Genomic DNA, 24,129 nt, shown 5'->3' on the forward strand with positions numbered 1-24,129 from the left:
GATATCTACCTAACCACTATGCTAGCGCTCATCCAACAACGAGCCCACCAGCTTAGCTTCAATTTCCTGGAATTGCGGACTATTATTGCGAGCGACAGAAGCTTCCTGCCAGACAGGATTCTGCCTTAAGGCGCTGGTTATCTTGTGCCAGTTATCCGGTAGTTTTTCGCTATCGGCTTTGTCGACATGCAAGGTATCCTGCGCCGCATGGCCGCGGTGCATCAGTTTTTTCAGTAAGTGTTTTTGGCGCAGATACAATATTTGCAGCGTGGTTTCATCGGCGCATTGCCATTTGGTGCCTTTGACAGTTGCTTTGATTTCATCGCCATAGCGTCTGAAGGTCGACCAGCCGGCGCCGGCAATGGCGCCCAGTGCACTGGCCGCACCCAAGCTCATGCCACCCACCATCAAATCAATGCCGGCACCCGCTGCAGCGCCTTTGGCTGCGGCACTGCCAACATCCAATCCATAGGCTTTCAGGATGCCGGGTGCAAAAATGTCCAACTGCCATTGTCCATCGCTGACTGGGATTTTTTGAATCGCGACATCTTTATCCGAGAAATTGAAAATGGCTAATAAATCGTGCAAACAATGTTGCTCGGCTTTCCGGACAAAATCATGCAGTCGATTTTCGATCAACGAATCAGCAATCAAATTATTTTTGGTTGTTTTGCTTTCGCGATAGCAAGCGACGTTTACAATCAGCTCGGTCACTCGTTTGGCGCCCGATAAACAAAGTTGATTCCATAAGGTTGCGCGGTAGTCGATCAGTTTCTGCAGCGGGGTGTAATGAGATTCCACCAATGTCTGGATTTTCTGATAAAGCCGCTTCTCGGCCTCAAAAGAGAATGCCACGGTATCAAATTCAAGTGTGACATGCATGTGGTAGACCGCCAGATGTTGCCGCCATTTGGCGAGTTCCGGCTGGTGTTCGGCGATAAAGTTGAAGACTGGAATGATCGCTTTGGCGGATTGCGTCAGTACGTCCAGTTCCAGACGGTATTTTTCCAGAAACGGCTCACGCACATCGATGATGTATAAAAGAATATCGCTACGTAGCACCTGACGGATCACTTTGGCTTCCTGTTCCAATGGATCATTGACGGCAACATGCGTGACAAAATGTTCCAGTATTTGCGCAGGTAACAATAATCTTGATTTTGCTTGCAGCTTTTTGATGTGCGCGAATAATGCTCTGGAATCTTCCAGGCCGGGCGTGTCATACAAATTCAGAATCGGCTCATTGTCAGCAGCAATGGTCGCTTGTTCGACATGCCGCGTAGTGCCCGCAGCATCTTCGATGATGCCGAACTCGGTACTGCGCAGCATGGTGCGGATCAGCGATGTTTTGCCGGTGTTGGTATGTCCGACCACGGCAATATTCAATAATGCATGGTGATCCGGGCGATGAGGGTGTCTGACGATCATGATTTATCGGGTAATGACATGTTCTGCCGGAATGCCGCAGGCTTCTGCCAGGCGAAACCAGGCGAATTCACGTGTGCTTGCTACCGGAGCCGATGGCTTGCTCAACAGGATGAGCCAGGGTTTCTCGTTGCTGCTGTCGACCAGTTCCTTGATCAGGCGTTGCACACCGCGATCAGGCAATCGATGCGCTGCCACCCCCAACAATAACGGACCCCCGAGATTTTTTATCAGTGCGATGGCTTCATCATGAGAATTCTGATCGACGATGTTCAAGCGGCAAATGACCGATTCAGGCCAGTGCGTTGCCGCATCCAGTTCAATGCCGAACGCTTGCGCATTGGCCGGAATGGCGACATTGGCCGGCGGCAGTGTCACGTCGACCGGTTTGGCGCCGGCGTACGGATCGGCATCAATAACCTCGGCCTTTACTTCGCGCGCCATCAAGCGCTGACGTAATTCAATATAGTAAGGCAAATACAGATCCAGCCTGAATCGGTGTTCACGCCATTTTTGCATGATTACTGAGAGGCCAAGCACCAAAAGACGCGGCAATATGCCATAAACCAGCAATGTGCCGATCAAGAAGGTAGCCCACGCAGTACGTGTCTCAGCGTCCTGCTTATCAGCCCCTATTCTGCTCGCAATCGCTTGCGAATCGTCCGGTATTGTCAATCCCAGCGCTTGTAGTGGTGTACCGAGAATTTGCGTAAGTTTGGGCAGCGTGCTGTCCGGCAATAAGGTGGTACCCCAAATGAAATTATATTGCTGGGCCAGCATCAGCAGTATCAGCAATATCATGCCGGCACTTAAGTAAACCAACCAGAATTGATGCGTCAATACGCTAATGCGCCATTTGCCGACACCACCGGTTAAGCAGCTTTCCCACCAAGCGTGCGATGCCAGCGATGCAATCGTCGGATCTTTCTTATGTCGATAAGGCAGCCAACTGGCCAATTGCGCCACGATACCGCTGCTCAGACTCTGCAAATTCAAGGTGATGCCCGATAGCCACAGCAACAGGGAAATCAAATTAAATCCCAGCAACACCGCCAATAACCAGTAAATGTTCAGCGTGGTTGATTCACTGACCGCCTCACTTGCTGCCAATCCACCCAGAATCACTGCAAGCGCCAGGCAAATTCGACGGGCGCGGATGAATTGCAGGCGCGGTTGCTGCAATGCATCGTTCAACGTGTTTTCCTGAATCAAACGCTTGGCGCGCGTGTTCAATCGCTGGATGAAATCGGCATAATTAAAATCACCGCCGGCGGTCTTCGGCATATCCTGAATACTGGCGTATGACAAATCTTCCGCTTTGGCGGACTCTATCTTGCGTACTTGTTCGATACGCACCAAATCAGCGAATGTATATCGCTTTACTGACATGGGGCAATCCATTCCGAAAAAATGACATTCAAGGTGCTACGGTTGGTGATGTATATGTGTTTCACAGGTATCCAAGGAAAATTTGCCCGGATTTTCAGCAGAAAATTTGCTGCAAAACAAGCTAAAATTCGTTATCAGATTATTCAAAATTATGGCAGGAAAATTTCATGAAGCCGGTTGCAATTTTTAGACATTTGCCCATTGAGGGACCAGGCTATTTTGCCACATTTCTCGACAACAATCATACCCCATGGCGTCTGATTAAAATCGACGCTGGCGAAAAACCACCAACGCGCATTGATGAATTCAGCGGCCTGGTATTCATGGGCGGACCGATGAGCGTCAACGACGACTTACCCTGGATCGAAAACTCGCTGTCGCTGATCCGCCAAGCGGTTGCCGTGGATATGCCGGTACTGGGTCATTGCCTGGGCGGACAACTCATGGCCAAGGCATTGGGCGGCGTCATCAGCGCCAATCCGGTCAAAGAAATGGGTTGGGGCGAAGTCACTGTGCCGGACAACCCGGTTGCCCGCGCCTGGTTTGATGACGTATCCACTTTCCAATCGTTTCATTGGCACGGCGAAGCGTTCAGCATCCCGCCAGGCGCCACCTGCATCCTGTCCAGCCCATATTGCGAAAATCAGGCCTTCGCAATGGGCATGCACCTGGGCATGCAATGCCATGTAGAAATGACCGAGCGCTTGGTGATCGACTGGTGCAGTGTCGGCGCGGAAGAACTCGCCAGCCTCAACGAACCGTCGGTGCAATCCATCGCTGAGATGGAGAAGAATCTGCCCGAGCGTGTGGTGGCGTTGAATGCAGTGGCTGAGAAGTTGTATCACAAATGGATTATCAGCTTGAAAAAATAGACAGTTAATTCAAGCGCCGCTATCAGTGAACAGCAAATCAGTGCATCAGCGTTCAGCGGCGTCCGCAATTCGCTATTCGATGGGGGACTCACATAACACCCGGAAGCCGACAACGTTGTTGCGAACGGCTGGATTGGAGATGCCGCGTGCCGACGAGCGCGCGCCGTCCGGATCAACGTCCCAGGAACCACCGCGCACCACGCGGGACTGCGCATCCGTTGTCTCATCATTGCACTGTTGTTCACTGCCATCAAATCGCTCTCGCCTGTTTGAGCAAGTCCACTCCCAAACGTTGCCTGACATATCGTACAGGCCGAACTGGTTTGCGGCAAAACTGCCCACCGGTGCGGATTCTTTGTTGCCCCATGGACTGCCGCAGCCGTTACAGTTGGCATGGTTGCTGCCGACTTCATCACCCCAGTAATAGGCTGTAACTGTTCCTGCGCGAGCAGCATATTCCCATTCCGCTTCCATCGGCAGGCGGCAGTTTTGCCCGGTTTGTTTACCCAGCCAGGCAACATAACCCATTGCTTCAGACAAGTTGACATTCACCACCGGACGGTCGCCGCGCCCGCCTTGACCGGTATTCGGGAACTTAGTTTCTGTGTCGCCGGAACGATGCTGTTGCCAGACATAATAATCATATTGATCGTAGGTGATCTCGTTTTTTCCCAGATAGAAAGGTTGGGTAATTTCGATTGCTTTGCTAGGCACTCCAAAATGTTTTTCCAATTCACCTAAATTTGCAATAAATGCCGCATCTTGCTCGCCCATATTAAAGGAGCCGGGAGAAATGGGCTTTTCCGTTAAATCTGGAAGCGGTGCGTAGCCTAAGCGAAAACGTTGCAGCGTAAGCATCGAATCCGGCGGCAAAAAGTTGTTCTTCGCCCAGTAGTAGGCATCTGCGATCAAACCAAGCAGCCCGATTGCAACAAGCGCCAGCACGGCCATAGCAAATGCAAACCTGCGACTCTTGCGCAGCCGCTTTTCCGTCTCCTGCGCTAGCTGTTGTGCCTGCTCGCGCGCTTCGCGTTCGCGTCGTTGGTCGCGGCTGGCGCGCACCACATCGGTCAAGACATCGTGGGTGAGCTCGAGGCGCACAATGCCGCCGCGCTCTTCGCGGCGCACCAGCCGCTCGTCGACCAACGTGTCGATCTGCGCGTCGTCGACGCCGGCTTCGTGTGCAACTTCAAGCGCGACGCTGTCACGCTGTCCGGAAGCCAGCAGCAGTTTGTCTTCGACGAAACGGCGGGTAGTTTTGGAGACGCGGCCGATCGCCTCCTCGTAGAAGTCGCCGAGGATACCGGCACGCACTTGCTCGGTGAGCATCTCGGCGCTGATTTGCGCGGCTGCTTCCTTGAGTCGGCGCTTGTTCAGCTCGCGGCAAAGCAGGCTGAGCAAAGCGGGATCGACTTCCTGCTTCGCCGCGGGGCGCTGGCGTTGCCTTGCGCCGACGACCGCGGTGACGATTTCCCCGGCCACGGCCTGTGTCACCAGGCTGCCGCCGGGTTTGCGCACCACGATCATGGCCTGAGTGCCGCTCAACGGGCGCAAGCGCATGTGGTTTCCCATGCTGGGCATCAAGCGGCGCAGATCCTCGAGATAGGCCAGATAGTCTTCGCGCAGCGATAGCAGCACGTGGCAGGCCTGGCGGTTGAAGTCGAAGTTGCGCGAGGCCTCCGCCGGTGAACGGTCGAGCCGCGCTTTGACCGCGCTCGGCGCGCGCCCCTCGGCAAGATCGGCAATGGCTTCGAGAAAAGCCTTTGACTCATCCGCGCGGCGGAATGCCCCAAGGGTGAAAATCTCCTCAAACTGATCGAAAACCAGCACAGGCGTCAGCAGTCGGTTGCGCTGGCTCCAGAACGCATTGCCCTGGCGCTGGAAGTATTCCCACAGCGTTTCATCGCTTTGCCGTACCGGCATTTTCGCACCTGCAGTCTGCGCCGCCGCTGCGATCGCAGCAAACACCTGATCGACCAGTGCCGCCGCCTCCGATGCGAAGTTGAGACGCACGTAAACCGGCAAACATTGATGCGTGCGCAACATTGGGAACAAACCCGCCTTGACCAGCGAGCTCTTACCCAGCCCCGACAGCCCGTACAGCACGGTGAGCCGATGTTGCAGCACCCGCTCCAGCAGCTCGTCGCGTTCGGCCTCGCGTGCCGCGAAGTAGGAGGTATCTTCCTCGGCGTAGGACGCCAGGCCCGGCCAGGGCTCCTGCGCGCTTAGGGTCGAGGCTGCAGCTTGTGCCGGAACACTCGCGGATGCGGATTCCGTGGCAGGGACTTGATTCATGTCGCTGAACCGCGGGCGCGCAGCTGGGCTTGCTGGAACGCTGTCGTGATCGATTCGCGGAAGGCTGGCGTCACTTCTCCTGCGGGCAACCGCTCCCAATTTGGTTTCCGAAGTTCGAGCGGCAATGCCGGGTTGTTGGGCTGGATATCGTCGATCACCACCGGGATCAGGAACCTGGCATTGGCTGCAAAGCCGATGCTGCGCTTGAACGCCTCGTGCCACTCGTGGCGGAAGAAGCGATCCTGCTGCGTCAGCGTATGACGCGACAGGATCAGAACGAATAGCGAACAGGCGTTGACGTTGCGGATGATTTTGCTCTCCCAGTCGTCACCGCCGATGAGTTGCTGGCGGTCGAACCAGCATTCGATATCTTCACCCAGCGCTTGCTGGATGCGCTCGACGATCGCCCGGTCCTCGCTGGCATAGCTGAGGAATAGCGCGCCTTCCAGGATGTCGCGCTCGGGATCGCGACGGGCCGCTGGCGCGCGCGGCGCAGGTGTGAGCGTCAGATCGCGCGGCAGTTTTTCGGCAAAGCGCGCGATAAACTCGACCGGTCCCCGCGAAAAATGCTTGGTGCTGCGACCGAAGTGATCGAGGAAGACAGCGAATTCGGAAGTGCTGGAGGCGCGCTCGATGAACCAATCCGTCTTACCACCCGCGGCGCTCAGCCGAGTTGACACACCCAGCCGAATGAAAAAGCGCGCGAGCCAATCAACGAAGCCACACCCCACAATCAGCAGGTTCTTTTGCTGCAATAAACGAAATAGCTTCTCTGGCCTGCCCTCCTGAGACTGCAGCGCGTGCATGAACTCCAGCACGTCCTCTTCGGTGACCGCGTATTCGGGCATCGATGTTGCCCGGCCGAACAGATGGAACACCACCGGAGGGCCGTCGCTCAATTGGGTACTGTCGAGATCGTCCTTACGCACGGGCGAGTACTCGATCTGACGGACTCTTCCAGCCCAGGCCGGATGGCGCTGCTCAATGGCGCGCACGAGAAGATTGTCGAAAGTGGTGGTCACAAACAATTTAACCGGCAGTGCGGCCAGATCGTTGAGCGCTTTGGGGATGGGAACGCTTTGCTCCAGTTCTTCGACAACCTCCTTAACCACCGGATACAGCTCTTCGGCCCGGTTACGCCGATTGGCCAGATAACCGCAGGCCACCTCGTTGAGCGCGCGTTCACCGGTGTGCTGCGGCGGGTCGACTTTCAGCCGCAGGGCGAGTTCCTCAGCAACGAGGGTATAAAAGTTCTTCGTCCCGCCTGCCGCGCTGGGAATCTCGAGCAGCTCGGATCCGGTAATCGGAATGAGCGCGCCTTCGCGGACAAACCGGATCAGTTCCGGCCAGAGGCGGTCTTCTTCGTCAGTACTGAGAACGGCGTTCATGGTTTTTCGGGTCTCCAATACTGGTGTGGGAAAAATCCGGCAGGTGCAGTCGGAGGGATAGGCGCATTGATTTGAGGAGATAGAGATACGCCTGCTTCGCTATGACTAAAACCCGCCATCGCTGGCATCTGTCTCTGAGAGGGATAGGATTGCACGCTTAAATAAAATAGCTATTAGAATTAGGCTTCTATGTAACAAACTATACGCGATGTGCGTTTGAATGTCGATGATACGCAGCGCGATTGCTCAGTAAGGAACAATGTGATCAACGAAAAAAGCAGTGCTTGATCAACATAAAAAGTTAAATATGGTTACAAAACATGTGCAATACACTCACTGCCCGCACTACATAAAATCAATCTGCCATGGCTGGTTTGATGTGCTTTTTGCTTTATCCTCTTACCTTACTTCTTTTGCCAAATCAATGCCTATCGTTGTAATCTTCATGTCGGACGCTCTTCTCTGGTCTAGTGGATTTTTTAACTTCACTACTTTGGCACTTCGATGCCGCTTTGGGTAGTGGGCGCCCATTCCATTATTGCAATATCGCTATGTTTGCGTAATTATTCGACGATCGGCAAAGCGTTGGGGAGTCTTTTCAAGTTATAGCCATCGCCAGTAGCCTGTATGACAGTTGGCAGTCGCCATAACCAACCCGTCATCATCAACCAACGTATGCTGCTTATAACCAAAGACTGACTTGCCACGGCTCGAAACCCAACGCGCTTCGTTAAAAAGAGTTTGTCCCAGTGCGTGACGGCACTGAATGCGATTGCTGAGCATCTGTATAGAAAATGAATTGTTAACTTGAAGTAAACTATTGGAAACACTGCTTTGGGAAGTATCCGATTTAACTAATTTCACAAGAAGAAACAGAAAAGATAAAGCTCGCGATCGACTGATTTCACCAACAAAAAAGCCCCGGCGATCCGGGGCTTTTTTATTTACTGATGCTCAGAATTTTTACTGAGGCACAATATTTGATGCCTGTTTACCTTTAGGGCCAGTCGTTATATCAAAGGTAACACGTTGGGCTTCGCGCAATGATTTGAAACCATTGCTGTTGATTGCAGAGAAGTGTGCAAATAAATCTTCTCCACCATTATCCGGGGTAATAAAACCAAAACCTTTAGCGTCATTGAACCATTTTACAATACCTGTTGCCATCTTTATTTCCTTAATAATTAATAAATTACATCTACATTGATCCGTAGTGGCCATCGAATATCAAGGAAAAAAGGTCAACCATAAGCATCACATTTCACAACTTGAATCCAAAAGACCTAAGTAAGATACACGTTTGCTAACAAAGTTCAAGCATTTATTACAGGCCTAAATGCATGACTCTAATTAAAGGATCACGCTGATGGTTTGATAACCAATTGATAACATTATCGAAGTTTATGAAGAGATGATCGAATTAATGCTTTGATCTTGAATTTAAGGCTATTTATTCCTCTTATTCCGCATTTGTAAAAATTACATTTGTATGAAAATGGCCTTAAAGGTAATATTTATAAAATATTAGACGCTTCTGATAATGGATTAGGCAAATAATGAACCTTAAGTGTATCAATAAAAGAGGATTTTTTGTTCTCACTGTAATATTACTCCTCTTCACGACAAACCCAACACACGCGAGTACTCTTCATGCTTCTATCGTCATTGATGCAAATACGGGCGCGGTGCTGCATCAATCAAATGCCGATGCCAGTCGTTACCCGGCTTCACTGACCAAGATGATGACGCTTTATATGCTGTTTGAGGCATTAGAGCAGCGCAAAATGACTCTGGATACCCGCATGCCGGTATCGGCCCATGCAGCTTCGATGCCAGCAACCAATATCAATCTGCAAACAGGTGACACAATCAGCGTACGCGATGCGATTCCCGCGTTGATTGTGCGCTCCGCCAATGATGTAGCAGCCGTGGTGGCTGAAGCGTTGGGTAATACCGAAGTCAGCTTTGCTCGTATGATGACTGATAAAGCCCATAAGCTGGGAATGCGCTCCACCACTTTCCGTAATGCTTCCGGTCTGCCTAACAGCGAGCAGAAAACCACAGCGCGTGACTTAGTGACCTTGTCCGCACGGTTAATGAAGGATTTTCCGCAGCACTATCATTATTTTTCAACCCGCTCCTTCAGTTACAAAGGCACCATCTACAACAGCCATAATCGTATGGTGCGTAACACGCAGGGAGTGGATGGCTTGAAAACCGGCTTTATTCGTGCTTCAGGGTTTAATGTGGCTACTTCCGCCAAGCGCGGTGGTCGCCGCGTTATTGCGGTGGTGATGGGTGGGCATACTGCCGCTGCCCGCGATCAACAGATGGCACAATTACTCAATCGTAGTTTTACCCGGGGAACCACCACCCAAGTAGCGAGTAATACCAATAATGTTTCTGCAGCGCCAGTCATTTTGCAGAAGGTCAATGCTTCAATTTCTGCATCCAAACCTGCGACTTCGCTGAATAAAGCACTTGAGCCTGTCGCGCTATCAAAAATCGCGCAAACAGATACAAATGCTGAACCGCAGACAATTGCCGCAATGCATGATAAGAGCTGGGAAGTACAAATTGGTTCTTATTTGGAGCATGGCCGAGCTCAAGCGCAGGCTCAGGCTGCTACCCGTTGGATACCCGGCGCAGTGGTGATTACCGAAGTGGAAATTAGTAATCGCAAACTGTATCGCGCCCGTCTGGTAGGTTTGCTGGAAAATCAAGCGCGTACTGCTTGTCAAAGTTTATCCCAACAAAAGATGGAGTGTTGGGTCGTTCGCTCACAAAGCTGATTGATACACCAATTTTTTTTCGCTGTCGTCAAACAATGCACATTGATAAAGAATTAGACGCGCGCGGCTTGGTTTGTCCGTTGCCTATCTTACGCACCAAACAATCATTATCCGCAATGATCAGTGGGCAAACTCTGAAAATCATTGCAACAGACCCGGGTTCCATAATTGACTTCCAAGTCTTTGCAGATCAAACAGGCAATGAGTTATTGTTTTTATCAGCAACAACTGATGCATTTACTTTCATACTGAAAAAGAAATAGCAAATTTCGCCATTTTTCATCGCCTGTTAATCGCCCGCAACGGTCATGCGATCGATCAAAACCGATCCGCTTTGTTTCGATCCACGTACCACAACATCATTACCGATGGCCAATATTCCCCGGAATATCTCTTTCAAATTACCGGCAATGGTGATTTCCTCGACCGGATAAGCAATTTCACCATTTTCAACCCAGTAACCTGAAGCACCTCGCGAATAATCGCCTGTAACGGCATTGACGCCGTGCCCCAATAATTCAGTTACCAGCAAACCCGTATGCATTTTTTTCAATATTGCTTTGAAATCCATCGGCGCTGCATTGTGCATGATTAGGTTATGCGTACCGCCGGCGTTCCCGGTGGTACGCATTCCCAGCTTGCGTGCTGAATAACTTCCCAGAAAATAGCCTTGTACAATGCCATTCTCGATCACTTTGCGATCAACTGTTGCCACGCCATCATCATCAAATGCGCCGCTGGCCAGACCCTTAGGAATATGTGGCAATTCACGGATCTGGATATCCGGTGCAAAAACCTGCTGACCGATGCTATCCAGCAAAAAGGAAGATTTCCGATAAAGGCTGCCACCACTCACTGCAGAAGCAAAATGCCCGATCAAGCCGGAGGCAATCGGCGCTTCAAACAATACCGGCACGTCACACGTCGCAATTTTTCGAGCGCCCAAGCGTGCCGCGCTACGTGCACCTGCCTTCTGCCCAATCATCTCAGGTGATTCCAAATCAGCAGCATCGCGCGCAACGCTATACCAGTAATCCCGTTGTTTACTATCTTTCTGTTCAGCAATCACGGCACAACTCATGCTGTGACGCGACAACGGATACCCACCCATGAACCCCAGACTATTCGCATAGATAAACTGGGATTCACTGACTGAAATCGTGGCGCCTTCGGAATTGGTAATGCGCTTATCTGCCGCATAGGCTGCTTGTTCGCAATGTTTTGCCAGCTCAATGGCTTCCTCGACAGACAACGTCCAGGGATAATACAAATCCAGCTGCGGATAATCTTGCGCCAATAATTCTGCATCTGCTAATCCGGCACAATCATCGTCAGCGGTATAGCGGGCGATTGATAACGCGGCGGCAACCGTATCGCTGATAGCCTGCGGCGAGAAATCGGAAGTACTCGCATTACCGCGCTTCTGGCCAATATAAACGGTCACCGACAATCCTTTGTCACGATTATATTCAATCGTTTCAACCGCATCCTGGCGTACTGTGACAGTTTGACCAAAGCCATCGGAAACATTGGTTTCACAGGCAGTCGCACCGCCTTGTTTAGCGTGCATCAAAATATCACGGGCAATTTGCTGGAGTGTGCTGAGTGGGTAAGAAAACCGGGAATCAGAAACGAGTAGATTGTTCATAAATATCTTTGTGACCGGAAATTCAGGTTAAATGGAATATAAGTAAAATAATTTTTTAATGAAAAAATAAATCAAATGGGATCGCGACCCCATAAAGCGCTATGATAACAGCTTCTTGATACTGCATTACACAGGTTACCGTGCAAAATACCCCGGAAAATGATCATGAGCAGGATGCTGCGCCGAGCAAAACACGGCGCAAAAAAGACATGCATGCATTGCAGGAAATCGGCGAACAATTGGTTGAATTGGATCCAAAGAAATTGAATGAATTCGATTTGCCGGAAATTTTACTCGATGCCATCCACCTTGCCCGCCCGATGACTAAACATGGCGCACGCCGCCGACAAATGCAATACATAGGCCGCTTGATGCGAGAGGTCGACATGCGGCCGATTCAGGAAAAGCTCGATTCCTGGCAACAAGTGTCAGTGCATCAAACAGCACGACTGCATCAGCTTGAACGCTGGCGCGAACGCTTGCTGACGGATGAGCATGCATTGACTGAGTTTGCGGAAAAATACCCTGTGGCTGACTTACAGCACTTGAGATTATTGATCCGTAATGCGCATAAAGAGAAAGCAGCTGAAAAACCACCCAAGAGTTTTCGGTTATTGTTTCAGGCGTTGCAAGCGACGATCACTGAGGTTTGAGTCTGGGCTACGTCTGATTCAGTGGTTTTGATGTGATCGTTTCTACTAGCGGCTGCTGAGCGGAGGAGTGCACAGAAACTTCAGCTTCCTACTCCGAGAAATACTTGGATTCTCCTTTCTCATCCGCTATGATCATAATTCTGGAATTTGTCCGACTGGGACCAACCTAGAACTGGAGCGACTAAAGCGATGACAAAAGGTTATCCGCCCGCACAGGGCCTGTACGATCCACGTTTCGACCATGATTCCTGCGGTGTTGGGTTCATCACTCACATCAAAGGGCAGGACTCCCATTCCATCGTCGATCAATCCCTGAAGATGCTGGAGAACATGGAACACCGCGGCGCCTGTGGGTGCGAGCCGGATTCGGGGGACGGGGCCGGAATCATGTGCCGAATGCCGGATAAGTTCATCCGGCGGGAAGCCAAGAAGATCGGCATCGAATTGCCTCAGCTGGGGCAATATGGGGTGGGAATGGTCTTTCTGCCCAAGGATCCGACCGCTCGCAAGTTGTGTGAACAGGCCATGGAGAAAATCGCGGCCGATTTCGGGATGGTGGTGCTGGGTTGGCGCGATGTGCCGGTCAACTCCAAGGCGTGCGGGCCAAGTCCGCGTAAGATGGAACCGATGATCCGACAGATCTTTGTCGGAATGAGAGAAGGCCTCTACAACCAACAGGATTTTGACCGACGTCTATACCTGATACGCCAGCGGACGGAAAATACCATCGAGTTCGGTAACTTCTCGCCGCAGGCCGCGGAAGATTTTTACATTTGTTGCCTGTCGGCCAATCGAATAATCTACAAGGGAATGCTAACGGCGGCGCAAGTTCGGCTTTATTTTCCGGATTTGTCGGACCCGGATTTCCTGTCATCCCTGGCGATCGTCCATTCGCGGTTTTCAACTAACACCTTCCCATCCTGGCGGCTGGCGCATCCATATCGCTACCTCGCTCACAACGGCGAGATCAACACGCTACATGGCAACCGGAACTGGATGCGGGCACGGTATGGATCTTTACAATCGAAAGTGTTCGGAGATGAGCTCCAGAAGATGTTCCCGGTTCTGACGGAATCCGGTTCGGACTCGGCCACACTGGACGACGCGCTGCAATTTCTGAGCGTAAACGGTCGGAGCCTGGCCCATGCAATGCTGATGCTCATCCCGGAGGCGTGGCAGAATCACGATCAAATGGACGAGGACCTCAAGGCGTTTTACGAGTATCACGCTTGCCTGATGGAGCCATGGGATGGGCCGGCTTCTATTGCTTTTACGAATGGCGCGCTGGTCGGAGCGGTGTTGGATAGAAATGGGTTGCGGCCGTCACGATATTACGTCACGAAGGATGACTTGGTAATCATGGCCAGCGAAGTAGGCGTACTGCCGATTCCACCGGAAAACGTGGCGCGGAAATGGCGGCTGCAGCCAGGCAAGATTTTCCTGATCGACTCCGAACAGGGACGAATCATCGATGACAGCGAGATCAAGCGGCAACTCATAAACAAGCAGCCTTGGAAGAGATGGCTGGAAGAGAATCTGATCGAATTGGACAATCTTCCAGTTCCGAGTAAGGTGCATCAGCCAGACCATACGACACTAATGGCGCGGCAACGCGCGTTCGGGTATACCAATGAAGACCTAAAGTTGATCGTGACACCAATGGCTGTCAGCGGGGCCGAGGCGATCGGATCGATGGGGACGGACACGTCGCTAGCGTGTCTCTCCGAAAAGCCGCAGTTGCTCTACAACTATTTCAAGCAACTCTTCGCGCAGGTGACCAATCCACCATTAGATGCGATGCGCGAGGAACTGGTTACATCGGCATATACCTATATCGGACGCGAAGGGAATCTGTTGGATGAGACACCGGATGCAGCGCACTTGATCAAACTCAAAAGCCCGATCATCAGCAACGCTGATCTCGAAAAGTTGCGAGAAGTGGCCGTCGGTAAATTACGAGCAGTGACACTCGAGATGCTCTTCAAGATCAGCGCAGGCGAAACGGGACTGCAGCGTGCGCTGGAAGCATTGATGGAACGGGCGGCTCGCGCGGTCAAGGATGGCGCATCCGTCCTCATTCTGTCGGACCGGGGCGTAGATGCTGAGAATGCGCCGATTCCCAGCCTGCTGGCAACTGCGGCAGTGCATCATCATCTGATCCGCGAAGGCACACGCACGCAATGCGGTCTGGTGATTGAAACCGGCGAGGCACGCGAGGCGCATCACTTCTGTCTACTCATTGGATACGGAGCCGGGGCGGTCAATCCGCATCTGTCTTTCGAGACGCTGGCGGATTTAGATAAGAACGAATTGCTTCCCAACGACCTGAACTTGGAGAAAGCGCAATACAATTATATCAAAGCGGCCAACAAGGCGATCCTCAAGGTCGCATCGAAGATGGGAATCAGCACGGTGCAGAGCTACCGGGGTGCTCAGATCTTCGAGGCGATCGGTCTTGGCAAGGAAATGATCGACCGGTATTTCACCGGCACAGCGTCGCGCATCCAGGGAGTCGAACTGGAGATCATCGCGCGTGAATCGTTGGAGCGGCATCGCCGCGGATTTCCGCCGATACAGGTGAATGGGCAGGTGCTGGATACCGGTGGACTGTACCAATGGCGTCGCGACGGCGAATACCACATGTGGAACCCCGAGACGGTGGCCAAACTCCAGGATTCGGTTCGAGTAGGGGTCGAGAAGCCCATCGACGGGTACAAGAAGTTCAAGGAATATACCGCGCTGCTGGACGGTGAAGCGCGCAGCCAATGCACTTTGCGCGGATTGCTTAACTTCAAGAAAGTGGTCAATCCGATCCCGTTGGAAGAAGTCGAACCAGCCAAAGAGATCGTCAAGCGATTCGTCACCGGCGCGATGTCGCTCGGATCAATTAGTACCGAAGCCCACGAGAACCTGGCCATCGCCATGAACCGCATTGGCGGCAAGAGCAACACCGGCGAAGGGGGCGAAGATTCGCGGCGCTTCCAGCCCGATCCGCAGCCGGATGCGAACGGCAACACCATCTTCCGCCGCAGCGCTATCAAGCAGGTGGCAAGCGCGCGGTTCGGCGTCACCGCTGAATACCTGGCCAACGCCGATGAATTGCAGATTAAGATGGCCCAGGGTGCCAAGCCTGGCGAGGGCGGGCAATTGCCGGGACACAAGGTGGATGCGTATATTGGAAAAATCAGGCACTCGACGCCCGGCGTCGGATTGATTTCACCACCGCCACATCATGATATTTATTCGATTGAGGATCTGGCGCAGCTTATCCACGATCTGAAGAACGCCAATCCCAAGGCGCGCGTCAGCGTGAAGCTGGTCAGCGAGGTGGGAGTCGGGACCGTCGCGGCCGGCGTCGCCAAGGCCAAAGCGGATCACATCCTGATCTCTGGCGATTCCGGCGGGACAGGCGCTGCGCCGTTGACCAGCATCAAGTACGCAGGCATCCCGTGGGAACTGGGACTTGCCGAAACGCAGCAGGTTCTGGTGATGAACAACCTGCGCGGGCGCGTGGTCGTGCAGACGGATGGGCAACTCAAGACCGGCCGCGATGTTGTCATCGCAGCGCTGCTCGGGGCGGAGGAATTCGGCTTCTCCACCGGGCCGCTGATTGCCTCCGGGTGCATCATGATGCGGGTCTGTCATCTGAACACCTGTCCGGTCGGCGTGGCGACTCAGGATCCTGAGCTGCGCAAGAAATTCGCCGGCAAACCGGAACATGTCATCAATTTTTTCTTCTTTCTCGCCGAGGAAGTGCGGCAATACATGGCTGAGATGGGATTCCGGAAGTTTGAAGACATGGTCGGGCAAACGCAATTGCTGGAGTTCATGGATGTTTCGAGCCATTACAAGGCGCGCAATCTGAATCTGGACGTGATCCTGCACAAGCCCCAGGTCGGTGCGGATGTGGCCGTTCGCTGTGTGCAAAAACAAGAGCATGGACTGGAGCAAGCACTGGATAACCAGCTCATAAAGCTGGCGGCGCGAGCGATTGAGTGCGGTGAAAAGGTTACAGCCAGTCTTGAGATTCAGAACATCAATCGCACTGTCGGCACGATGCTGTCGAACCAAATCGCCCTGAAATACGGGCATAAAGGGCTTCCGAACGACACGATCACATTCAAGTTCAGCGGATCGGCCGGGCAGAGCTTCGGATGCTTTCTTGCTCGCGGCGTCACGCTGATGTTGGAAGGGGACAGTAACGACTACCTGGGAAAAGGACTCTCCGGCGGGAAGATCGCCATCTTTCCGCCGAAAAAAGCAACGTTCAAGCCCGAGGAAAACATCATCGCCGGCAACGTCATCTGTTATGGTGCAATCGCCGGCGAAGTCTATATTCGCGGCGTCGTCGGTGAACGCTTCTTCGTCCGTAACTCTGGTGCCCAGGCGGTTGTCGAGGGCGTCGGCGATCATGGTTGCGAATACATGACCGGCGGGCGGGTCGTGGTCATCGGCCCAACCGGGCGCAACTTTGCCGCCGGCATGAGCGGCGGAATCGCCTACGTCTACGACGACAATGGCCAGTTCCCGCGCCTGTGCAATACCGAGCTGGTGGAATTGGAAAAGCCCGATAAGGATTATGATCGCGAAACGATCAAGATTCTCTTGGAAAACCACTATAAGCTGACCGGCTCGACTCGTGCCAAGGCGATCCTGGGTGATTTCGAGAAGAAGCTCCACCGGTTCGTCAAGGTGATGCCGACCGACTATCGCAATGCACTGGAGAAAATGAGCGAGATTGAAGAAGCGGCCAGGAAGCTCGGCGAGCGCCAGACGAGCACGGTGTGAATCCAAGATTAAAAGTTAAAAATTGAAGATGGGATTCTGCATTTTTAACTTTTAATTTAGAACGGAGAGAACAATGGGCAAACCGACAGGTTTCAAGGAATTCAAGCGCGAAACGGCGACGCGCCGGTCAGTCGAGTCACGTATTCTCGACTGGAATGAGGTTTATCTCGACATTGCCGAGGAGAAACTCAAGGTCCAGGGCGCTCGCTGCATGGATTGCGGGATTCCGTTCTGCCATGGTCCCAACGGATGTCCGCTAGGGAACATCATTCCGGAGTGGAACGATCTGGTCTACAAAGGGCGGTGGCACGATGCCATCGAGATGCTGCACAAGACCAACAACTTCCCGGAATTTACCGGACGCATCTGCCCCGCGCCGTGCGAAGAGGCATGCGTGCTGGGGATCAATGAGAAGCCGGTCACGATCAAGTCGATTGAGCAGAACATTATCGATCACGCGTTTGAGAAAGGGTGGGTTAAGCCCTGCCCGCCAGCCACGCGGACGGACAAGAAGGTCGCCGTCGTCGGCTCCGGCCCGGCCGGACTCGGGTGCGCTGCCCAACTCAACAAAGCGGGGCATCTGGTGACGGTATTCGAGCGCGCCGACCGGGTCGGTGGGCTGCTCATGCACGGCATCCCCAACTTCAAGCTGGAAAAGCATATCGTCAACCGCCGCGTAGATCTGATGAAGGCCGAAGGAATCAACTTCGTCACCGGCGCCAACGTTGGCTTCAACATCAAGGTCGAAGACCTGCGCCGCGATTTCGACGCCATCGTCCTGTGCGGCGGATCGACCAAGGCGCGGGATATTAACGTTCCCGGCCGCGATCTGGACGGCATTCACCTGGCCATGACCTATCTGCCGATGCAAAACAAGATCAACTTCGGCGCTCACATCCCCGAGCAGGAATTTATCAGCGCCAAAGGCAAACACGTGATCATCCTCGGCGGTGGCGACACCGGAGCCGACTGCCTCGGCACCGCCATTCGACAGGGATGCAAGTCTGTCCAGCAATTCGAGCTTCTTCCCAAACCGCCTACTGGCAGGGTGCAGGACATGCCCTGGCCCTACTGGCCGATGATTTACCGCGTCAGTTCCGCCCACGAAGAAGCCGCCGCTCCCATCGGCCACGACGTTCGCGACTTCGCCATCAATACGCAATCCTTCTCCGGCGAGAACGGCGTCGTCAAAAAACTCCACGGAATTCGTCTGGAATGGGAAATGCAAGGTTCCCGCCCGGCGAAGATGAAGGAAATCCCCGGCAGCGAGTTCACGCTCGACTGCGACTTGTGTCTGCTGGCCCTGGGCTTTCTCAGCCCTGAACCGGAAGGACCGATCTCACAGCTCGGTGTGAAACTCGACCAGCGTGGCAATGTGTCGGTCGATCAAAACTACATGTCCAACATCCCCGGCGTCTTCGCGGCCGGAGATATGCGCCGTGGGCAGTCACTGGTGGTCTGGGCGATCAGCGAAGGAAGGCAGGCGGCGCGAGGGGTGGACGAGTTCCTCATGGGACGTAGCGATTTACCGAAGATGAAGTTGTTTTGATGTGATTTCCAGCCGCCGATACCAGACAAAAACAGGCGAGAAAGCGCAGTTCATGCGTAATATTGAACCTGTTTTAACACCGTAGCAGCAATGCAGATCGTTTTTTAACGGCCTGTTAGAGTTTGAAGAGCATCTCCGCGTAGGATGGTACCGGCCACGCGGTGGTGGGGAGGAGGAATTCAAGCGCATCGATGTCGCTCCGCAGACCATGCATCGCTGGGACCACTTTGTCACGGAACGCTTCCGCTTTTTCCTTCGCATGCTCGAAGCTATTCGCCTTTTCCCGTGCGGTTTCGAGGATTGCAAGTTTTTTGTACGCAGCCACGAGGTGCTTGTTGATCTTGCCTGCCAGGTCCTTCTGCACTGTCACCGTGAGTCCGATTGACTTGGCATCCTGGCTGGCCCGACCGAGATCGCCGAGGTAGCTGATGACCGAAGGAATGTATTGCTTCTTCACCATGTCGATGGATGCCTTGGCCTCAATGTTGATATGCTTGGTGTACTGCTCAAGGTACACTTCGTAGCGGGAATGGAGCTCGCCGCCGGATAGGACTTTGTACTTTTCGAATAGCTTCGTCGCGTTGTCATTGGCCATCGCGGCTAGGGCATCGACGGTGTTGGAAATATTGGGAAGGCCGCGCTTCTTGGCTTCCTTGACCCAATCAGCGGCGTAACCGTTGCCGTTGAAGATCACGCGGCCGTGCTTGTTGACGGCTTCGCGGACGATGGCTGTGGCTTCCTTGTTCACGTCCGGGGCTTTCTCAAGCCGAGTCGCGATTTCGTCCAGCGCTTCCGCAGCCACGGTATTCAGTACCGTGTTGGGACCGGCGATGGAGGCGGAAGACGCGACCATGCGGAACTCGAACTTATTGCCGGTGAAGGCGAACGGCGAGGTTCGGTTGCGATCGGTGTTGTCCATCGGCAGGGAGGGGAGGCTGTCGACGCCGAGTGCCATGAAGCGTTCGCCCTTGCCTTTGCCGGACTTGCCCTTTCCGAGGGCTTCCAGAATGTCGCTCAATTCATCCCCCATAAACACGGAGATGATGGCGGGTGGCGCTTCGTTTGCGCCGAGGCGCAAGTCATTGCCGGTGTTAGCAGCACTGGCGCGGAGTTTGTCTGCATGCCGGTCGACGGCGGTCAGGGTGGCGGCGAGGAAGATGAGGAATTGCTCGTTGTCGTATGGGGTGTTACCAGGCTCGAGCAGGTTCTGTCCGTCGTCGGTTGCGAGCGACCAGTTGTTGTGCTTGCCCGAGCCGTTTACGCCGGCGAAGGGCTTCTCATGAAGCAAGCAGACGAGGTTGTGCCGCAGCGCGACTTTCTGCATGGTTTCCATCACCAGCTGGTTGTGGTCGGTGGCAACGTTGGTGGTGGAGAAGATCGGGGCCATTTCGAACTGAGTCGGAGCGACTTCGTTGTGCTTGGTTTTCGCCAGCACGCCCATCTTCCAAAGTTCGATGTCCAGGTCGCGCATGAAAGCGGAGATGCGGTCCTTAAGCGCGCCGAAGTATTGATCTTCCAGCTCTTGGCCTTTGGGGGACGGGCCGCCAAAGAGAGTGCGGCCGGCGCTGATGAGGTCAATGCGTTGGTCGTAGTACTTTTTATCGATGAGAAAATATTCCTGTTCCGCGCCGACGGTTGCGGTCACGCGCTGGGCGGTGGTATTGCCGAGTGCGCGCAGAACACGGATCGCCTGCTTGGACACGGCTTCCATGGAGCGGAGAAGCGGGGTTTTCTTGTCGAGGGCCTCACTGGTGTACGAGCAGAATGCAGTCGGGATCGTGAGTGTCACATTGCCGGCGGCGTCTTCCTTAAGGAAAGCGGGAGAAGTGCAGTCCCATGCGGTGTAGCCGCGGGCTTCAAAGGTGGCGCGGATACCACCCGAGGGGAACGAAGAAGCATCCGGTTCGCCCTTGATTAGCTGCTTGCCGGAGAACTCCATAATGATGTGCCCATCGGCGGTCGGGGTGATGAACGAATCGTGCTTCTCGGCAGTCTTGCCGGTAAGAGGCTGAAACCAGTGGGTGTAGTGGGTGGCGCCTTTCTCGATTGCCCAGTCCTTCATGGCGTTGGCGACAACGTTGGCGACTTCCAGCGTGAGCAACTTGCCCTTCTCGATGGTTTCTTTCAGCGCGCGGTAGATATCCTCGGGAAGTCGCTCCTGCATGGCGCGATCACCGAAGACATTGCTACCAAAAAGTTCGGTGAGGTCATCGCTGTGCGTTTTTTTGGAAGTTACTTCGTTCCGCCCGCTCGCTGATTCTTTCGCAATTTTCTGAAGTACAGACATGGCCTTTCCCTCTTGATTGAATTTTCCGTCGAAATTATTCGGTCGAGCAGGCATACAGGAAAAATAAACACATTCTTATAAGAGATGAAAGTACTGGAAATCAGATGGGGTGTCAAACACATTGATAAACAGACAAAAATTCAAAAAATTTGTATCTGATCAGCAGCCAAAATCAACAGAAGGCGTCAAAGTTGGATCCTTTTTTGCCTTTCAGTTGTATGTATCTCGCGTCAACTATGTGGCCGATTCAGAAATTTCCAATTCGTGTCAATCCGCATTCAATCCACGGACATGCTCTGCCACGCAACGCCCCAGCGCTTGCAATTCGTAGCCCCCTTCCAGCACTGAAACGATACGGCCATTGGCATATTTGTTGGCAATGGCTTTAATCTGCTGCGTGATCCAGACGTAATCGTCGTCATCAAACTGCAGTTGCGACATGTCATCATCGCGGTGCGCGTCAAAACCGGCGGATACGAAAATCATTTCTGGTTTGAATTGCTCCAATGCCGGTAACCAAATATCGGTTACCGCTTTGCGGAAAACCGCGCCGTCAGCGCCACGTGGTAAAGGCACATTGATCATGCGCTGACTGCCGCTATCTGCACCACAATAGGGATAAAAGGGATGCTGAAAAGTGGAGCACAACATGACATGCGGATTATCGCGAAAAATTTCCTCGCTGCCATTACCGTGATGTACGTCAAAATCCAGAATCGCAACTCGTTGCAAGTGATAGTGTTGGATCGCATGCGTCACTCCCACGGCCACATTGTTAAACAAACAAAATCCCATGGCGCGATCCGATTCGGCATGGTGTCCCGGTGGTCGAACAGCACAAAACGCATTGTTCATTTTTCCGCTCAGCACCAAATCGGTTGCCAGCACCACCGCTCCCGCCGCACGCAATGCCGCATTCAATGTGAACGGATTCATCGCAGTATCGACGTCAAGCGCAATTAATCCGGTAACTGGCGCAGCCTGCAGGATGCTTGCTATGTAACTTTGTGGATGCACACATGCCAGTTGTTCTACCGTCGCCAGCGGGGCATCATAGCGTTGTAACTGTGCCGACAGGCCAGTGGCCTGCAGTTGGTTTTCGATGGACACCAAGCGCTGCGAACACTCGGGGTGGTAGCTGCCCATGTCATGCTTCAGACAATCCGGATGGCTGATATACGCTGTTTGCATGTTATTTCCCGATGTTATGAAAACACTTATCGCTAATCATTTTATTAGAAAGTTTATACAATCGATGGGCTATCCCGTGATAAATTATCAATATTCTGCAAGTTAGCCTACAGAAATACAAAAAGACAATTTCATGTTAATGCCTTTTTTCGTCATATATGGGAGTGATTGATGCACGAGTTTATCGCTAAAGTAACAAATTTTATTTCCTTGGATGTGCTCATAGGAAGAAGCTGGCTGGATATTGTATCTATTCTGACACCCTCTGTTCTTCTGATCATTGGATTATTCTGTCTCAGCTATTTTATAAAATTCAGAAAATGGCGATTTTCTGCGTATTTTCTGTGCTTGGTACTGACATTGGTTTATTTACCTTATGAATTGCTGCGCCAGGCAACCGCAATGGCCAGAGCGGATGCCAATGTCAATGAAATGCATAGCAGCTTGCAAGGGTTGCTCAATTCCGCCAATTTGGATCACATGAATGATGTCGCAAACAAGGAAGTCTCTGCCGATATTCTGGATGAATTGATCCGTGGCTTGGATCGGAACAAGAAAAAAGATCTTATCCTTGTTTCCTGGTTGATTTCCGAGAACGAAAAAAGCTCACTCAGTCAAATCGATGACAAGCAAAAATTACTCGCGGATACAATCAAATCCAGCTTGAGTGAAACAAAAACCGAAATTATTGAATCCCGTCCTCCCATTGAAAAAATCTCTGAGACCATTGTGAAACGACTGGATGGCGATATCAATCAATTGGTTGAAACAAAAATGCAAGCATTCAAGCAAGAAATTGATAGTTCACTGGATAATTTCAAAGAAGGCATCAATACCTTTGTTCAGGGTGAACTCAACAATTACCAAGAGAAGCTGGCAGTTATCACACAACAAAATGTTGATGAATTAAGAAGTTACTCCAGTAAAGCTAATCAAGCTTTCTCTCAGCAGGCGAATAGAACCAATCAAGAATCCTTGAAAAAAATAGATGCCGCTAAAGACAGTATTGATGAAGCGGGCACGACAATCGCACAAACTGTCACCAAGCAAGTCAAGCAACTTGCGGCCTCGATCGAACTGGCTCAGAAAAAGAGTGATATTTTATTTGAATATAACGAGTGTATGAGGACTACTGGCGTACTGGATCTAGCGGGTAAGGAGCAGCAATGTAAAACCAAATTGAGTCAGGATATGAGCAGCTTGAAATAGCCGCTAACTACAGCAAAAAATTAAATGGATCTGATGATCTTTACCTGCGCCAAAGATCATCAGACCAGCGATCATCTGGAGCTTGCTATTTCTTTACAAAATCAACCAGTTTTTGATAAGTAAACAAATAATCCTGCGCTTGCAAAGGCGTATGGCATTGCACACAGTTCAGGTCGTTACTTTTGGCGGTACCATCCGGGTTATACACGGCAAATCCCCAATCACCGGTGCGGTTTTCTTTGGGAAAAGCGGCATCCCAATTATTTTTGTTTTCCATCACGGCAACTGCTGACAGCGAGTCTATTTCAAAGAGTCCATCCTTGCCCACAATCGGTTTACCGTCCGCATCTTTTTTAGGGGTATAGATTTCCATGATAACGACAGCGCCCGAAGCACTTTTCTGACCTTGGGTATAGCTGGAGATTGCAGCTTCATTGGCATACAGCTTGGCAACCTGGGTTTGATTGGCGCGATTCATGGTGGCATATTTTGTAAAGGTTTTTTCATAACCTTCAGGAAATTTTACGTGTTCAGGATCTCCACCGGCGTAGGCAGTAAGTGGTGCGGCAATCAGTACTGCGGCAATGGTTTTGAGCGTATATTTCATGTTTTCTCTCCTTGTTAGAATGTTTATGGATAAAAC

17 protein-coding genes are annotated in these 24,129 nt (G+C 52.3%); 7 read left to right on the plus strand and 10 right to left on the minus strand.

Features of this window, described 5'->3' with window-relative positions:
• Nucleotides 1–21 precede the first annotated feature (21 nt).
• On the minus strand, nt 22–1,428 hold the full coding sequence (locus C8R34_RS04880) for a GTPase/DUF3482 domain-containing protein (RefSeq protein WP_110338384.1): 1,407 nt from the start codon (nt 1,426–1,428) through the stop codon (nt 22–24).
• A 3-nt stretch (nt 1,429–1,431) separates the two neighbouring features.
• The gene (locus tag C8R34_RS04885) at nt 1,432–2,814 is read right to left on the minus strand and encodes a DUF2868 domain-containing protein (protein ID WP_110338385.1); all 1,383 of its coding nucleotides are present in this window, start codon (nt 2,812–2,814) and stop codon (nt 1,432–1,434) included.
• 167 nt (nt 2,815–2,981) lie between these two features.
• Here C8R34_RS04885 and C8R34_RS04890 point away from each other — a divergent pair, with 167 nt between their 5' ends.
• Nucleotides 2,982–3,686 (plus strand): type 1 glutamine amidotransferase, encoded by a 705-nt coding sequence (locus tag C8R34_RS04890; protein ID WP_110338386.1) that lies wholly within the window; start codon nt 2,982–2,984, stop codon nt 3,684–3,686.
• Between the two features lie 72 nt (nt 3,687–3,758).
• Here C8R34_RS04890 and C8R34_RS04895 read toward each other — a convergent pair whose 3' ends face one another.
• From C8R34_RS04895 to C8R34_RS04905, 4 genes are all read right to left on the minus strand, one after another.
• Complete coding sequence (locus C8R34_RS04895; RefSeq protein ID WP_110338388.1) at nt 3,759–5,981, minus strand: SUMF1/EgtB/PvdO family nonheme iron enzyme; 2,223 nt, start codon at nt 5,979–5,981, stop codon at nt 3,759–3,761.
• Nucleotides 5,978–7,369 (minus strand): toll/interleukin-1 receptor domain-containing protein, encoded by a 1,392-nt coding sequence (locus tag C8R34_RS04900; RefSeq protein WP_110338390.1) that lies wholly within the window; start codon nt 7,367–7,369, stop codon nt 5,978–5,980. The genes C8R34_RS04895 and C8R34_RS04900 overlap by 4 nt, the downstream gene beginning before the upstream one ends.
• A gap of 603 nt (nt 7,370–7,972) precedes the next feature.
• Nucleotides 7,973–8,233 carry a hypothetical protein gene (locus C8R34_RS16250; RefSeq protein ID WP_165872524.1) on the minus strand — a complete coding sequence of 87 codons (261 nt, stop codon included), beginning with the start codon at nt 8,231–8,233 and terminating at the stop codon, nt 7,973–7,975.
• A 99-nt stretch (nt 8,234–8,332) separates the two neighbouring features.
• Nucleotides 8,333–8,536 carry a cold-shock protein gene (locus C8R34_RS04905; protein WP_110338391.1) on the minus strand — a complete coding sequence of 68 codons (204 nt, stop codon included), beginning with the start codon at nt 8,534–8,536 and terminating at the stop codon, nt 8,333–8,335.
• 518 nt (nt 8,537–9,054) lie between these two features.
• Between C8R34_RS04905 and C8R34_RS04910 the strand changes: the two genes are divergently transcribed.
• Both C8R34_RS04910 and C8R34_RS04915 read left to right on the plus strand, forming a co-directional pair.
• On the plus strand, nt 9,055–10,161 hold the full coding sequence (locus C8R34_RS04910) for a D-alanyl-D-alanine carboxypeptidase family protein (protein WP_375342115.1): 1,107 nt from the start codon (nt 9,055–9,057) through the stop codon (nt 10,159–10,161).
• Between the two features lie 35 nt (nt 10,162–10,196).
• Entirely contained in the window at nt 10,197–10,424 is a 228-nt protein-coding gene (locus tag C8R34_RS04915; RefSeq protein WP_110338395.1) for a sulfurtransferase TusA family protein, read from the plus strand.
• 26 nt (nt 10,425–10,450) lie between these two features.
• Here C8R34_RS04915 and pmbA read toward each other — a convergent pair whose 3' ends face one another.
• A complete protein-coding gene (gene pmbA / locus C8R34_RS04920) occupies nt 10,451–11,809 on the minus strand; it encodes a metalloprotease PmbA (protein WP_110338397.1) in 1,359 nt (452 codons plus the stop codon).
• A 140-nt stretch (nt 11,810–11,949) separates the two neighbouring features.
• On the opposite strand from pmbA, the gene yjgA reads away from it, so the two are divergent.
• The 3 genes from yjgA (at nt 11,950) to C8R34_RS04935 (ending at nt 18,799) form a co-directional block, all read left to right on the plus strand.
• Complete coding sequence (gene yjgA / locus C8R34_RS04925; protein WP_110338399.1) at nt 11,950–12,462, plus strand: ribosome biogenesis factor YjgA; 513 nt, start codon at nt 11,950–11,952, stop codon at nt 12,460–12,462.
• A gap of 189 nt (nt 12,463–12,651) precedes the next feature.
• Nucleotides 12,652–17,250, plus strand: a complete 4,599-nt coding sequence (gltB, locus tag C8R34_RS04930) for a glutamate synthase large subunit (RefSeq protein ID WP_110338401.1) — start codon at nt 12,652–12,654, stop codon at nt 17,248–17,250.
• A gap of 73 nt (nt 17,251–17,323) precedes the next feature.
• Nucleotides 17,324–18,799: a glutamate synthase subunit beta gene (locus C8R34_RS04935; protein WP_110338403.1), complete on the plus strand. Its 1,476-nt coding sequence runs from the start codon at nt 17,324–17,326 to the stop codon at nt 18,797–18,799.
• Between the two features lie 115 nt (nt 18,800–18,914).
• On the opposite strand, the gene C8R34_RS04940 is transcribed toward C8R34_RS04935, so the two are convergent.
• On the minus strand, nt 18,915–21,086 hold the full coding sequence (locus C8R34_RS04940; protein WP_110338405.1) for a glutamine synthetase III: 2,172 nt from the start codon (nt 21,084–21,086) through the stop codon (nt 18,915–18,917).
• A gap of 267 nt (nt 21,087–21,353) precedes the next feature.
• A complete protein-coding gene (locus C8R34_RS04945; RefSeq protein ID WP_110338407.1) occupies nt 21,354–22,277 on the minus strand; it encodes a histone deacetylase family protein in 924 nt (307 codons plus the stop codon).
• A 171-nt stretch (nt 22,278–22,448) separates the two neighbouring features.
• Between C8R34_RS04945 and C8R34_RS04950 the strand changes: the two genes are divergently transcribed.
• The gene (locus tag C8R34_RS04950) at nt 22,449–23,486 is read left to right on the plus strand and encodes a hypothetical protein (protein ID WP_110338409.1); all 1,038 of its coding nucleotides are present in this window, start codon (nt 22,449–22,451) and stop codon (nt 23,484–23,486) included.
• Nucleotides 23,487–23,571: 85 nt separating this feature from the next.
• On the opposite strand, the gene C8R34_RS04955 is transcribed toward C8R34_RS04950, so the two are convergent.
• A complete protein-coding gene (locus C8R34_RS04955; protein WP_110338411.1) occupies nt 23,572–24,093 on the minus strand; it encodes a cytochrome P460 family protein in 522 nt (173 codons plus the stop codon).
• Nucleotides 24,094–24,129: the final 36 nt, after the last annotated feature.

This window comes from Nitrosomonas sp. Nm84, from assembly GCF_003201565.1.
Taxonomy (GTDB): Bacteria; Pseudomonadota; Gammaproteobacteria; order Burkholderiales; family Nitrosomonadaceae; genus Nitrosomonas.